The following is a 13,745-nucleotide window of genomic DNA, read 5'->3' as shown; positions in this document are numbered from 1 at the left end:
ATCATGGTGCCGCTGCCGGCGATGGCGCCCGCCGACCATGCCGCGGACCGGCTCGGCTGGGTGATCGACGTCGAGGTGGAGGTGTTCACCGCGCGGATCACCCCGGCGCCGCTCGACCCCGGGATCCGGTTCGCCGAGGCGCCGGACGCCGGCTGGGCCGCGGCGTACCAGGCGCGGACCGTGCCGCCGGTGGGCCGGCGCATCCTGACCGCCCCGGAGGTCGTCACGTTCGGCTCGATCGTCGGCGGGGACGCCACGGTGGCGATCGGCCGCGGGGTGGTCGCCGACGGCTGGCTCGGCATCGCCGCGATGGAGGTGCTGCCGGGGTACCGCCGCCGCGGCCTGGCCGCCCGGATGCTGCGCGGCCTGCTGGCCTGGGGCGCCGCGAACGGGGCGACCCGGTGCTACGTCCAGGTGGAGTCGGACAACATGCCGGCGCTCGCGTTGTACCGGGGGTTGGGGTTCACCGGTCACCACCGGTATCGAAATCGCCTCCGCGATCCGGTAGATAGAACAGGAGCACCGCGGGCGGAAGGGATCAGTACATGAGCGAGCTTGCGAGCGAATCAATGTCACAGGGCGCCCGCTCGCGGCATCACCGAGCCTGCGAGGGGATGTCGTGAGCGCAGCCGACGAGATCGACGCCCTGGCGGCGGGTTGGACCATCACGAAGCTCCTGCGCCGCAACGCCACCGAGTTCGCCGACCTGCCGGCGCTCACCGAGGGGATCGAGCGCAACGCCGTGACGTTCAGCTGGTCGCGGCTGCGGTCCGAGGTGGCGGCGTTCACCCACGGCCTGGCCGAGCTGGGGCTGCGCCGCCGCGACCGCATGCTGATCATGATGTCGAAGCGGCCGGAGCACTGGATCGCCGACCTCGCCGCCACGCATCTCAGCGCGATCCCCTGCACCACCTACGACACGCTCAGCTCCGACCAGATCCGGTACGTGGCCCGGCACAGCGCCGCGCCGGTCATCGTGGCCGAGGGCGAGGACCAGCTCCGCCGGCTGCTGCCGGTGGTGGACGACCTGCCGGCGCTGCGGCATGTGATCGTCCTCGACGAGGAGCACATGCCGGCCGGGGACGACCGGTTCACCACCTACGAGGACATCTGGGAGACCGGCGCCGAGCAGCGGAAGGACCGGGCCGAGGAGTTCGACTGGCTCACCGACGACGCCAAGCCGGAGTCGCCGCTGTGCATGATCTACACCTCGGGCACGACCGGCGACCCGAAGGGCGTGGTGCTCACCCATCGCAACGCGGTGTGGCAGGCGACGATGTTCAACCAGGCCACGCCACTCGGCGAGCACCCGCGGTCGGTGGCCTACCTGCCGCTGGCCCACATCGCCGAGCGGATGCTGGGCATCTACCTGCCGATCTGCCTCGCCGGGCACGTGACGATCTGCGCGGACCCGGCGCGGCTGCTGCCGACGCTGCAGGCCGTGCGCCCGACCGGACTGTTCGGCGTGCCCCGGGTGTGGGAGAAGATGGCGGCCGCGCTGCAGGCCGGGCTCGCCGCGGCGCCGCCGGCGCTGGCCGAGGCCCGGGACCTGGCGCTGCGGGTGTACCGGCTGCGGGTGGCGGGGGAGGAGGTCCCGACCGACCTGTCGAAGCGCTTCGACGAGGCGGACGCCGCGTTGCTGCGGCCGATCCGGGCGTCGCTGGGCCTCGACGAGTCACTGCGCAACTCCAGTGGCGCGGCCCCGATTCCCGTTGCCGTGCTTGAGTTTCTGGCGAGCCTGGGGCTGGTCGTGACCGAGGTGTGGGGACTGTCGGAGACGACCGGGGCGGCCACGCTGAGCACCGACGACGCGTTCGCGCCCGGCACGGTCGGCCGGCCGGGTCCGGGCGTGGAGGTCCGGATCGCCGAGGACGGCGAGATCCTGGTGCGCGGCCCGCTGGTGTTCGCCGGCTACCTCCAGGAGGACGGCAGCATCCGGCCGGACACCGACGCCGGCGGGTGGCTCGCCACCGGGGACATCGGCACGATCGACGAGCGCGGGCTGCTGACGATCACCGACCGGAAGAAGGAACTGATCATCACCTCCGGCGGCAAGAACATCGCACCGTCCAAAGTGGAAGGACTGCTGCGGGCGCATCCGCTGATCGGCCAGGCGGTATGCGTCGGCGAGGCACGGCCGTACCTGACCGCGCTGATCGTGCTGGACGAGGAGCTGGCGCCGGCCTGGGCCGCCGCGCGCGGGATCACCGGCGATCACGCCTCACTTGCCACCCGCCCCGAGCTCCGGGCCGAGCTGGAAACCGCGGTGGCGCAGGCGAACGAGGTGCTGTCCCGGGTGGAGCAGATCAAGCGCTTCCACGTGCTGGACCGGCCGTGGACCGCCGAGTCCGGGGAGCTCACCCCCACCCTGAAGCTGCGCCGCCGGGTGATCGCCGACCGCTACGCCACCGAGATCGACCGCTTGTACGAGCCGGCGCTCGAAACCACCGCACCGTAGTTGTCAAGGGAGCGCTGATGAAATACCGGACGTTGGGTAGGACCGGCCTGTCCGTATCCGAGATCGGGTACGGCGCGTGGGGGATCGGCGGCGCCGGCTGGGTCGGCGCCACCGAGGACGAGTCGGTCCGGGCCCTGCACCGGGCCGTCGAGCTCGGCGTGAACCTGATCGACACGGCCCGCGGCTACCAGGAGAGCGAGCGCATCGTCGGAAACGTGCTCCGCTCGCATACCGGCGTGTACGTCGCCACCAAGGTGCCGCCGCTCAACCGGAAGTGGCCCGCGCCGGACGGCGTCGATCCGGCCGAGGCGTTCCCCGGTGTCCACATCAGACAGAGTGTCGAGACGAGCCTCCGCGAGTCCGGGCTGGAGGCGTTCGACGTGCTTCAGTTCCACGTCTGGAGCGACGACTGGGTCGGCCGGGGCGACTGGCTGGAGACCGTGCAGGCGCTCCAGGACGAGGGCAAGATCCGGTTCTTCGGCGTGTCGATCAACGACTACCAGCCGAACAACGTGTTGGCCCTGATCAAAAGCGGCCACGTCGACACCGTTCAGGTGATCTACAACATGTTCCACCAGGCGCCCGAGGAGCGGCTGCTCCCGGCCTGCGCGGAGCACGACATCGGTGTCATCGTGCGGGTGGCGCTGGACGAGGGCGGCCTCACCGGCACCATCAAGGCGGACACCACGTTCCCGGACGGCGACTTCCGCGGCCGCTACTTCCGCGGCGACCGCCCGGCCCAGGTGGAGAGCCGGGCGGGCGCGCTCACCGAGGAGCTCGGCATCGCGCCGGACCAGCTCGCCGAGACCGCGCTGCGGTTCGTGCTCACCCACCCAGCCGTCGCCACCGTCATTCCCGGCATGCGCACCGTCCGCAACGTCGAACGCAACGCTCCGGTCAGCGACGGCGTGCCGCTGACCGAGGAGCGGCTCGCCGTCATCGCGAAACACCGCTGGGAGCGCAACTTCTACCTGCGGGACTAGGCGTGCCTGATACCCATCGCGGACAGGTTTGGCCTCGCGCCGGCCAACCGCACCTCAGGGGACCGTGGCGGCACTCAGCCACAATCAACCCGACAACTGCACCGCCAGCTGGAACGTAACGACAGCAGTTAAGTTCCGGAGTGGCGGTACTGATCGTGGTGGCGGAGCCAGGTGTCGCCCAGGCCGTCGAGGTCGGGCATGCCGCCCCAGCCTTCCTGGCGGCCGAACGGGGTCAGGTCCAGGAGGTTGTAGAAGCTGCTGAGGTGGTCGGTGCCGCGGGCGTAGGCGGTGTACGTGTGGTAGACCGTGTCGCCGTCCCGGAGGAAGACGCTCACGCCGGGCATTTCGCCGCTGATGGTGCTGGGGCGGAAGTTGTAGACCACCGGGGTCACCGACTCGTCGAGGGTGACGTGGAAGTCGTAGTTGAAATCCGTGCCGTGTGATGAGTACCAGGGGAAGGTCCAGCCCATCCTGGTTTTGAATCGTTCGATCTTGGGCAGCGGGGCGCGGGAGACCGCGGCGAACGACGTGTCGCGGGCGTGCAGGTGCGCGAGGTGCGGGAGGCTGTCGGCGTCCGCGGAGCAGGTGGGGCAGCCCTCGTCCCAGCTCGGATCGAACATGAAGTGCTGGACGATCAGCTGGTGGCGGCCCTCGAAGAGGTCCAGCAGGCTCGCCTTGCCGGTGGGGCCGTCGAAGACGTACTCCTTCTCGACGCGGACCATGGGCAGCGCGCGACGTTCGGCGTTGAGCGCGTCGCGGGCCCGGGTCGCCTCCTTTTCCTTGGCCAGCAAGGCTTTGCGTGCGGCAAGCCACTCCTCGCTCGATACCACGGGCGGCAGGGTCATGATGCTTCTCCTTCCCCAGTCAGACGTTCGACAGGAACCTGTCCAGAACGTTGACCCCGAAGCGTAGTCCCTCGACGGGCACCCGCTCGTCGACGCCGTGCGCCATGGAGCGGTAGTCGAAGCCCTCGCGCAGGTACAGCGGGGCGAACCCGAAGCAGGCCATGCCGAGTTGGGCGAACGCCTTCGCGTCGGTGCCGCCGCCGAGGCAGTAGGGCACCACCACGGCGGACGGGTCCTCGGCAACCAGCGCGGCGGCCATCGCGTCGAACCACGGCGAGTCCACCGGGGCCTGCACGGGCGGCTGGTGGGCGGTGAACTCGCGACGCACCTCCGGGCCGATCAATCTGTCTACTTCGGACAGCAGCTCGTCCTCGGTGCCGGGCAGGACCCGGACGTCCACCTGTGCCTGGGCCACCCCGGGGATCACGTTCACCTTGTAGCCGGCGTTGAGCACGGTCGGCGTGGTGCTGTTGCGCACCGTGCTCTCCGCCAGCCGGGCGGCCGCGGCCGGCAGCCGGGCCAGCGTTCCGTCCACATCGGACAGATCGACCGGGATGCCGAGCGCCGCTCCGGTGCGCTCCAGGTAGGCCCGCACGGCCGGGGTGAGCCGTACCGGCCAGGTGTGCGCGGCCAGGCGGGCGAGGGCGTTCACCAGCTTCACCACGGCGTTGTCGGCGTTGCGGCGCGAGCCATGCCCGGCCCGGCCGGTCGCGGTCAGCATGAGGTGCGCGGTGCCGCGCTCGGCCGTGCCGACCGGGTAGAGGTGCACCGGCTCACCGTCCACCGAGCGCAGTGGCACCGTGTATCCGCCGGACTCGCCGATCGCCGCGGTGCACCCGGCGAACAGTGACGGATGCTCGTCCACCAGCCAGTGCGCGCCGTACTCGCCGCGGTCCTCCTCGTCGGCCACGAACGCCAGCACGATGTCCCGACGCGGCGCGCGGCCCTCGACCGCCCAGCGCCCCAGCACGGTCAGCAGCATGGCGCACATGTCCTTCATGTCCACCGCGCCGCGGCCCCATACGTAGCCGTCGCGGATCACGCCGGCGAACGGCGGCACCGACCACTCGGCGGCGTCGGCCGGTACCACGTCCAGGTGCGCGTGCACCAGGACCGGCTCCAGCGCCGGGTCGGCGCCGGGCACCTGGGCCACCACGTTGGTGCGCCGCGGCGCCCGTTCCAGCAGCACGGGTTTCACGCCGGCGTCGGACAACCGCTCCGCCACGAAGGTCGCGGCGCCGTGCTCACCGCTGCCCTGCCCGTGGCCCCGGTTGGTGGTGTCGAACCTGATCAGCTCCGCGCACAGCTCCTCGACCGGCTCAGCCATAGTCTCCCTCCACCGCGCCCGAGGCGATGGCCGTCACCACCTTGAACGCCTTCATCGCCGCGGTCATCGTCGGTGCGTCGAACCCGACCCGCCGCACCCCGACCAGCTCCACCGTGGGTACCACGGCGGCGGCGTGCGCGAGATGGGTGGCGTCGAACTCCACCTCGATGCGGTGCGCCGACCGCCGAGGCTCGGCCCGCCCGGCCGCGGCCATCCCGGCCTTCGCCCCCGCGGCGATCTCGGCCGCGGTGTGCCGGGGCGGGGCGCAGATCGCGGCGTACCGGCTGACGCACTCCTTCACCGCGACCAGCGTGGCGCCCGGCGCGTACTCCGCGGCGTCCACGCAGGTCAGATCGTCCCCGGTGACCAGCAGCACGGGCACGCCGTACTCGGCGGCGAGCACGGCGTTGAGCCGGCCCTCGCTGGCGTGCACACCGTCCAGCCACACGCCGGTGATCGAGTTCGGCAGGTAGGTGTGGGAGAGCACGCCGTCCATGCCGGCACCGGCGTGGTAGCCGAGGAACACCACACCGTCCATCCCGGAGTCGACGCCCTGCATCATCGACAGTGGCTTGTGCTTACCGGTGAGCATCCGGGCCCGCGCGTCCAGCTCCTCCAGCAGCAGGTTGCGCTGCGTCGAGTGCGCCTCGTTGACCAGCACCTCGGTGGCGCCGCCGTCGAGCAGCCCGGCCACGCAGGCGTTGACGTCGCCGGTGAACATCCGGCGGAATCGCTGCCACTGCTCGGTTCCGGGCTTGACGTCGGCGCTCCAGGTGACGCCGGTGGCACCCTCCATGTCCGCGGAGATCATGATGCGCATACCGGACACGTTACTTCTTGGCACAGCTCGTCGGGACTCATTGACTTTCTAGGTCGGTAGGTGGTTACTTCCTTGCAACCCGGCAAGGAGAGGTGATCATCGTGCGTATCAGGCGATGGGGCGTGGGCATCGTAGCGGGAGTGTCCGCCCTGGTCGTGGCCCCCTTGGCGACGCCGGCAAGCGTGCCGGCCGCACAGGCGCAGGGGTCGAAGACGCTGCGGGTGGCGTACACCACGGACATCGACACGCTCAACCCGTTCCAGTCGACCCTGCTGGTGGGCACCCAGCTCGGCCGGCTGATGTACGAGTTCCTCACGGTCAACAGCGCCAAGGACTCCTCGCCCGAGCCGGGGCTGGCCGAGAAGTGGGAGACCTCCAGCGACAACCTGGCCTGGACGTTCCACATCCGCAAGGGCATGCAGTGGTCGGACGGGCAGCCGATCACCGCCAAGGACGTCGAGTTCACCTACAACAAGATCATGACCGACAAGGACGCCGCGGAGGCCAACGGCGTCGCGGTCACCAACTACGAGTCCGTCAAAGCGACGGACGACAGCACCGTAGTGATCAAGACCAAGCAGCCGCAGGCGTCCATGCTGCAGTCGGAGATCCCGATCGTGCCGGAGCACGTTTGGAAGGACGTCACCGACTACAAGGCGTTCGGCAACGACAAGTTCCCGGTGGTGGGCAGCGGGCCGTTCGTGCTGACCGGGTACCAGGAGGGCCAGTCGGCGACGCTCGAGGCCAACGACAAGTTCTGGCGCGGCCGGCCCCAGATCGACAAGCTGCAGTACGTCAAGTACGAGAGCACCGACGCCGCCGTGCAGGGCCTGCGCAAGGGTGACGTCGACCTCGCCTACCGGCTCACCGCCGCGCAGTTCAAGACCCTGCAGAACGAGCCGAACATCAAGACCAACGCGGGCAACAACCGGCGGTTCGTCGAGATCATCTTCAACCCGGGCAACCCGAAGAAGGACGGCAGCGCGTTCGGCAACGGCAACCCGGTGCTCAAGGACGTCGAGTTCCGCAAGGCGCTGTCCTACGCCGTCGACGTCAAGACGATCATTGACAAGGTCAAGCAGGGGCTGGCCGAGCCGGCCACGCAGGTGATCCCGCCGACGTTCCCGGACTGGACGTTCAAGCCGTCCGACACCCAGAAGCGCGGCTTCGACCTGGCCAAGGCCAACTCTCTGCTGGACTCCGCGGGCTACGCCAAGGGCGCTGGCGGGACCCGGACCGACAAGCAGGGCAAGGAGATCAACCTGCGCCTGCTGGTCACCAGCGACGACGCCGAACGGCAGCAGATGGCCGAGTACGTCAGGGGCTGGTTCAAGGAGATCGGCGTCGGGGTCACCACCGAGTTCAAGGCGTCCAACCAGGTCAACGACGACACCGACGCGGGCAGCTTCGACCTGGCGTTCAGCGGTTGGAGCGTGAGCCCGGACCCGGACTTCATGCTGGCCCAGGAGACCTGCGACGTGGTCGGCACGGGCCTGTCCGACTCCAACTTCTGCAGCCGCGAGTACGACGCGCTGTACAACCAGCAGCAGGCCGAGCTGGACAAGGGCAAGCGCAGGGAGCTGGTGCAGAAGGCGCAGAGCGTCCTGCACGACAACGTCTCGGCGATCCTGCTGACCTACGACAAGCAGCTCGAGGCGTACCGGTCGGACCGGTGGGCACCGTTCGTCACCCAGCCGGACCCGGGCGGCGTGATCGCCAACCAGAGCGGGTACTGGAGCTACTACAAAGCCGCCCCGCCGGGGGCTGAGCCCAATGCCGCGCCGTCCGGCGGCTCCAGCGGGTTGAGCACGGGCGCGGTCGTCGGCATCGTGGGTGGCGCGGCGGTGCTACTCGTCGGTGCGGTGTGGGGGCTGAGCCGGCGCCGGCGCACGAGTGCGGACGAGCGGGAGTAGGGGAATGCGATGAAGGGGGCCTTTCTCACGCTGGACGTGAGAAAGGCCGCCTTCATCGCACTTTCGAGGCGAGGGTTAACCCATGGTCGATGTCGCGCTCACGACGGACCCGGTCGTCGAGCTGACCGGGCGGCGCCGCGCGCTGGGCACCGCCCGATTCATTCTGACCAAGATCGGCGGCGCGCTGGTCAGCCTGCTGCTGGTGGTGGTGCTCGGGTTCTTCCTGTTCCGCGCGCTGCCCGGGAACCCGGTGCGCACGCTGTCCCGGGACGTGAACACCAGCCTGGAGCAGATCGAGAAGCTGCGCGCGGAGTGGCACCTGGACAAGCCGCTGTTCACCCAGTTCCTGTACTACCTGCGGGACCTGCTGCACGGCGACTTCGGCACCTCGCTGAAGTACAAGCAGCCGGTCGGTGAGCTGATCGCCGGCCGGATCGGGCCGACCCTGCTGCTCACCGGAACCGCGCTGATTCTGGCTCTGCTGCTGGGGTTGTGGCTGGGCACCCGGGCGGCGTGGCGGCACGGCAGCCGGTTCGACCAGCTGTCCACCGGCACCTCCCTGGTGCTCTGGTCGGTGCCGACGTTCTGGCTCGGGCTGATCATGCTGGTGGTGTTCTCGGTGACGCTGGACCTGTTCCCGACCGCGGGGATGACCACACCCGGCGGGGTCGACGGCGTCCTGCCGTCCATTGTGGACGTCGTACACCATCTGGCGCTGCCGGCGGTCACGCTCACCGCGGTGACCTATGCGCAGTACCTGATGGTGATGCGCTCCTCGCTGCTCGAGGAGATGAACGCGGACTACCTGACCACCGCGCGGGCCAAGGGGCTCACCGACGACCAGGTGCGCCGCCGGCACGCGGTGCCCAACGCGCTGCTGCCCACCGTCACGATCATCTTCCTGCACGCCGGGTTGCTGGTCTCCGGCGCGGTGACCGTGGAGACGGTGTTCTCCTGGCCGGGTCTGGGTCTGCTCACCTACGTGGCCATCGGGTTCCCGGACTACCCGCTGCTGCAGGGCACCATGATCGTTCTCGCCGGCACGGTGGTCGTGATGAACGTGCTGGCCGACGTGGTGTACCGGTTTATCGACCCACGGGTGCGGACGTCATGAAGCTTGCGGAATGCCGGGCGAGGGAGTTGGCCCACCGCGACGACGGCAGGCCGAGGAACGAGGCCTGCCCGAGGAGCGGTCCGGTGACCCACCAGCCAAGACGCCCCACGACCATGGCCAACTCTCCCGAGTTGGAAGGCTCTGCATGACCGCGGGTGGAATTGCCTGGTCCCGCCGGCGCGCCGCGCTCGGTCGCCTCGGCCGGGAGTTCGCCGCCAGCCGGTCCGGCCTGGCCGGGCTGATCGCGCTGGGTCTCATTGTGCTACTGGCGCTGGCCGCTCCACTGTGGATCCACGCGGACCAGCTCTCGGTGATCAAGGCGACCGGCGGCGTGCTCAGCCCGCCGGGCGGCGACTACTGGCTGGGCACCGACCACGCCGGGCGCTCGGTGCTGGACCTGACCGTCTACGGCGCCCGGGTCTCGCTGCTGGTCGGCATCGCGGCGGCGGTGCTCTCGGTCGGCATCGGCACGGTCTTCGGCATGCTGTCCGGCCACTTCGGACGGTGGGTCTCCGCGATCCTCATGCGGGTCACCGACTTCTTCCTGGTGCTGCCGGCCCTGGTGCTGGCCATCGCGCTGTCCACCATGCTCGCCCGCGGCCTCGGCACGATCATCCTGGCCATCGGGGTGACCTCGTGGCCGTCCACCGCCCGGCTGGTCCGCGCGCAGACCCTGACCATCGAGGCCCGGCCCTACATCGAACGGGCCCGGGCACTCGGCGGCGGCCACCGCCACGTGCTGCTGAAACACGTGCTCCCGGCCGTGCTTCCCTTGGTACTGGCCAACACCACGCTCGCGGTCGGCAGCGCGATCATCTCCGAGTCGACGCTGGCGTTCCTCGGGCTCGGCGATCCCAGCAAGGTCTCCTGGGGCCTGATGCTCAAGCAGGCGCTGGACACCGGCGCGGTCACCGCCGGCGCCTGGTGGTACCTGCTCCCGCCCGGCGTGGCGATCGTGCTGGTGGTGCTGTCCTTCACGCTGTGCGGCCGAGCGCTGGAGGTCGTCCTCAACCCGAACCTGCGAGCGCGATCATGAGCCTGCTCGAGCTGCGTGACGTCTCGGTCAGCTACGCCGGGGCGCGGGGTTCAGCGCCCGCCGTGCACGGGGTGAACCTGCGCCTCGACCCGGGGGAGAAGCTCGGCCTCGCCGGCGAGTCCGGCTGCGGAAAGTCCACCCTCGCCCTGTCGGTGCTCCGGCTGCTGCCCCGCACCGCCCGGATCGGCGGCGAGATCCTGCTGGACGGCGAGGATGTGCGCACCATGTCCTGGGGCCGCCTGCGTGCGGTCCGCTGGGCGTCCGCGTCGGTGGTGTTCCAGGGCGCCATGCATGCTTTGAATCCGGTACGCAAGGTCGGGGACCAGATCGCCGAACCCATCCTCCTGCACGGCGCCCCCGGACCCGTCCGCACCCAGGTCGCCGAGCTGCTCAGCCAGGTCGAGCTCGCCGCCGCCAAAGCCAACGCCTACCCGCACGAGCTCTCCGGCGGCCAGAAGCAACGCGTCATGATCGCCATGGCCCTCGCCTGCCGCCCCCGCCTGGTGATCGCCGACGAACCGACCACCGCCCTCGACGTGATCGTCCAGTCCCAGATCCTCGACCTGCTCAGCCGCCTCGTCGCCGAACACCACCTCGGCCTGATCATGATCAGCCACGACCTGGCGGTGCTTTCCGCCACCTGCGACCGCCTCGCCATCATGTACCGCGGCGAACTCGTCGAAGAAGGCGACTCCCGCACCCTCCTCCACAACCCCCGACACCCCCACACCACAACCCTCGTCGCCGCCTTCCCCACCGTCGGCGACCCCACCTCCCGCTACGCCCCAGCCACCACCCACACCCCGGACCCCGAGTCTCCGCCTGAACTGCCCTCCGAGGCGAACCCGAGCCAGCGCGCCAACCTGAGGGAAGCCCCCACCACTCCCGGGGGGCGGGCCCCGGCTCGGCACCAGCGTACCTCCGGCACATCCGGCGCGGGCGTGGAAGATCAAGATGGAACGGGTTGTCCACAGGGGACGGAGTTGTCCACGGATCCGCCATTGAGGGTTGACGAACTACCGGGGATGGAGGTGTCGACGGATCCGCTGCTGAAGGTTGACGAACTGCGGGTCACGTTCCACGGGCGGCAGCGGGAGGTTACGCACGCGGTGGCCGGGGTGAGCCTGGAGGTGTTTCCCGGTGAGATCGTCGCGCTGGTCGGCCAGTCCGGTTCGGGGAAGACCACGCTGGCCCGCACGATCCTGGGTTTGCAGCGGCCGACGGCCGGCCGGGTGATCTTCGACGGGGAGCCGGTGCCCACGTCGAGCGCCGGGCTGCGGGCCTACCGCCGCCAGGTTCAACTGGTGCTTCAGGACCCGACGAGCGCGCTCAACCCGCGGCACAGCGTGTACGAGGCCGTCGCCGAGGGGCTGCGCATCCACCGGATCCCCGGCGACGAGCGGGCACGGGTGGCGGCGGCGCTGTCCAGCGCCGAGCTCCGCCCGCCCGAGGAGTTCATGCCGGTCCTGCCACAGCATCTCTCCGGCGGGCAGCGCCAGCGCGTGGTGATCGCCGGCGCGCTCGCCCTCGAGCCGCGGCTGCTGGTCGCCGACGAACCGGTGGCCTCGCTGGACGCCTCACTCCGCGGCGAGATCCTCGCGCTTCTTCTCCGGCTGCGGGAACGGCTCGGGCTCGCCGCCCTGGTGATCACCCACGACCTCGGTCTGGCCTGGAACATCGCCGACCGCGTCGCCGTCATGCATCGCGGCTCACTGGTCGAGGTCGGCGCCGTCGAGGAGGTTCTGGCCAATCCGCAGCACGCGTACACCCGCGCCCTGCTGGCTGCGCTCCCGGACGGGATGCCGGCGGTCCGGACGTCATGACCTCCGTCGGTGCCGCGCGACGAGCACGGCGCCGGACGCGACGAGGAGCAGCGCGAGGACCGACATCGGTGTGACCGGTGCGCCGGTCACGGCCATCAGGCTGTCAGCGCCCCCGGAACCACTGGACGTCGCCGGGCCGGTCGTGGGCAACGGTGTCGTGCTGTGGACGACCGTGGTGCTGGTGGCGCTGGTCGACGCGGTCGTCGTGGTGGCCGGCGTCGTGGTGGTGGTCGTGGTCGGAGTGGGCTGGTCCGCGCAGGGGCACACCAGGTCGGCGAACGGCGCGTAGTGGATCTCGCCGCCGTCCACGGTGCCCGGGTCGCCCTCGGTCAGCGTGCGGACCACGACGTTGCCCTCGATGTTCGAGCTGCTGCTGTCCACCAGCGCGGCGTTGGGCGCGTAGATCGTTCCCCAGACCGTGGGGGAGCCGGCCGGCAAGGTGATCGTCCCGGTGGTGGTGAAGTTCCAGAGCACGTGCCGCGACGGAGTGTTGCCCTGCCAGCTCACCTGCGGCACCGACCAGGTGTAGTCGCCGCCGACCTCGACGTTGATGATCAGCCAGGCCGCGTCGCCCGGCTGCAGGAAGCCGTTGCGGGGGTTGACGCTCTGCAGCGCCGACAGTTGGGCCGGGGTGAGGGTGAGCACGTTCTGCCCTCGCTGGAGCCCGATGGTGGCGACCGGATCCGTGCCGTTCCAAGGGTTCTGGCCGTTCTGGTCGGTCAGCTGCAAAGTGCCCGGACACGCGGCGATGGCGGCGTTCAGTGACCGGTAGGTGGAGAACAGGCCGGCGAAGTCGAAACCGCTCGGCCCGCCGACCGAGGGCCCGGATTGGTTGGTCTGGATGGAGACCTGCCCGGACGCGGTGCCGGCCGCCGGCGTGACGAGGGTGACGCCGCCCGAAGGCAGCACGGTCGCCCCGCTCAGGTCCCCGAACTTGGCGTAGGTGTTGTTCAGCACGCTCAGCGTGCCGCCGGCCGGGCTGCCGGCGAAGTCCGGAGCCCCACCGACCACGAGGCCGACCGGGCGTGACTCGCCCGGGATGACGTAGGTGCCGGCGTTGTTGAGCCCCACCCGGTAATTGCGGAACCGGACGTCGCCGCCGATGGCGACCGGACCCTCGGTCTCGTTCTGGTACAGCCCGGCATCGCCCTCAACCAGCACGAGAAAGCCGTGGCTGGGGTCGGCGGCGGCATCGGCCGGGTTGACCGGCTGCACCGGGTTGACCGGAGTGGCGGCCTGCGCGGCGCAGGCCGCGGGGACGTCGTGCACCGAAGCCGCGATGATCGCCGAACTCACCACTGTGGGGAGTATCGGTGCCGGCGACGCGGCGGACACCCGTGCCACGAGCGAAGACATGCGGAAACGCCTGATCGGATGAACCGCCCTCTGATCCACAGTGGATCGTCCGGACCCGTCGGGTGCGAGC

11 protein-coding genes are annotated in these 13,745 nt (G+C 70.3%); 7 read left to right on the top strand and 4 right to left on the bottom strand.

Translation table 11 applies throughout. From position 1 onward, the window contains the following. The 3 genes from VGR06_RS11865 to VGR06_RS11855 all read left to right on the top strand — a co-directional run. Positions 1-549, top strand: a 549-nt coding sequence (locus VGR06_RS11865; RefSeq protein WP_327559077.1) for a GNAT family N-acetyltransferase, incomplete at its 5' end; no start/stop codon positions are given. A gap of 70 nt (positions 550-619) precedes the next feature. Beyond that, positions 620-2,458, top strand: a complete 1,839-nt coding sequence (locus VGR06_RS11860; RefSeq protein ID WP_327559076.1) for an AMP-dependent synthetase/ligase — start codon at positions 620-622, stop codon at positions 2,456-2,458. A 17-nt stretch (positions 2,459-2,475) separates the two neighbouring features. Beyond that, on the top strand, positions 2,476-3,441 hold the full coding sequence (locus tag VGR06_RS11855; protein WP_327559075.1) for an aldo/keto reductase: 966 nt from the start codon (positions 2,476-2,478) through the stop codon (positions 3,439-3,441). Positions 3,442-3,569: 128 nt separating this feature from the next. On the opposite strand, the gene VGR06_RS11850 is transcribed toward VGR06_RS11855, so the two are convergent. The 3 genes from VGR06_RS11850 to VGR06_RS11840 are packed head-to-tail and all read right to left on the bottom strand — an operon-like array spanning position 3,570 to position 6,433. Continuing rightward, the gene (locus tag VGR06_RS11850) at positions 3,570-4,286 is read right to left on the bottom strand and encodes a DUF899 domain-containing protein (RefSeq protein WP_327559074.1); all 717 of its coding nucleotides are present in this window, start codon (positions 4,284-4,286) and stop codon (positions 3,570-3,572) included. 19 nt (positions 4,287-4,305) lie between these two features. Next, entirely contained in the window at positions 4,306-5,613 is a 1,308-nt protein-coding gene (locus VGR06_RS11845) for a M20/M25/M40 family metallo-hydrolase (protein WP_327559073.1), read from the bottom strand. Beyond that, complete coding sequence (locus tag VGR06_RS11840; protein WP_327559072.1) at positions 5,606-6,433, bottom strand: M55 family metallopeptidase; 828 nt, start codon at positions 6,431-6,433, stop codon at positions 5,606-5,608. Before VGR06_RS11840 ends, VGR06_RS11845 begins: the two co-directional genes overlap by 8 nt. 101 nt (positions 6,434-6,534) lie before the next feature. Here VGR06_RS11840 and VGR06_RS11835 point away from each other — a divergent pair, with 101 nt between their 5' ends. The 4 genes from VGR06_RS11835 (at position 6,535) to nikE (ending at position 12,319) form a co-directional block, all read left to right on the top strand. Then, complete coding sequence (locus VGR06_RS11835) at positions 6,535-8,346, top strand: ABC transporter substrate-binding protein (RefSeq protein ID WP_327559071.1); 1,812 nt, start codon at positions 6,535-6,537, stop codon at positions 8,344-8,346. Between the two features lie 82 nt (positions 8,347-8,428). Next, positions 8,429-9,460: an ABC transporter permease gene (locus VGR06_RS11830; protein ID WP_327559070.1), complete on the top strand. Its 1,032-nt coding sequence runs from the start codon at positions 8,429-8,431 to the stop codon at positions 9,458-9,460. Positions 9,461-9,605: 145 nt separating this feature from the next. Further along, positions 9,606-10,496, top strand: a complete 891-nt coding sequence (locus VGR06_RS11825; protein ID WP_327559069.1) for an ABC transporter permease — start codon at positions 9,606-9,608, stop codon at positions 10,494-10,496. Continuing rightward, positions 10,493-12,319, top strand: coding sequence for a nickel ABC transporter ATP-binding protein NikE (gene nikE, locus VGR06_RS11820; RefSeq protein WP_327559068.1), 1,827 nt, complete (start codon positions 10,493-10,495; stop codon positions 12,317-12,319). The genes VGR06_RS11825 and nikE overlap by 4 nt, the downstream gene beginning before the upstream one ends. Here the strand turns inward: nikE and VGR06_RS11815 are convergent. Continuing rightward, entirely contained in the window at positions 12,314-13,675 is a 1,362-nt protein-coding gene (locus tag VGR06_RS11815; RefSeq protein ID WP_327559067.1) for a choice-of-anchor A family protein, read from the bottom strand. The two genes, nikE and VGR06_RS11815, sit on opposite strands and share 6 nt — an antisense overlap. Positions 13,676-13,745 lie beyond the last annotated feature (70 nt).

The organism is Actinophytocola sp., from assembly GCF_036002505.1.
Lineage (GTDB): Bacteria > Actinomycetota > Actinomycetes > Mycobacteriales > Pseudonocardiaceae > DASYTH01.
Note: the sequence above shows the minus strand (reverse complement) of the source record. Positions and strands in the feature narration are given on the sequence as shown.

Bases quoted from the DNA above. Each gene is read 5' to 3' on its own strand.
- VGR06_RS11840 (WP_327559072.1), bottom strand. From the start codon at position 6,433: ATGCGCATCATGATCTCCGCGGACATGGAGGGTGCCACCGGCGTCACC.
- VGR06_RS11830 (WP_327559070.1), top strand. From the start codon at position 8,429: ATGGTCGATGTCGCGCTCACGACGGACCCGGTCGTCGAGCTGACCGGG.
- VGR06_RS11845 (WP_327559073.1), bottom strand. From the start codon at position 5,613: ATGGCTGAGCCGGTCGAGGAGCTGTGCGCGGAGCTGATCAGGTTCGAC.
- VGR06_RS11855 (WP_327559075.1), top strand. From the start codon at position 2,476: ATGAAATACCGGACGTTGGGTAGGACCGGCCTGTCCGTATCCGAGATC.
- nikE (WP_327559068.1), top strand. From the start codon at position 10,493: ATGAGCCTGCTCGAGCTGCGTGACGTCTCGGTCAGCTACGCCGGGGCG.
- VGR06_RS11825 (WP_327559069.1), top strand. From the start codon at position 9,606: ATGACCGCGGGTGGAATTGCCTGGTCCCGCCGGCGCGCCGCGCTCGGT.
- VGR06_RS11850 (WP_327559074.1), bottom strand. From the start codon at position 4,286: ATGACCCTGCCGCCCGTGGTATCGAGCGAGGAGTGGCTTGCCGCACGC.
- VGR06_RS11815 (WP_327559067.1), bottom strand. From the start codon at position 13,675: ATGTCTTCGCTCGTGGCACGGGTGTCCGCCGCGTCGCCGGCACCGATA.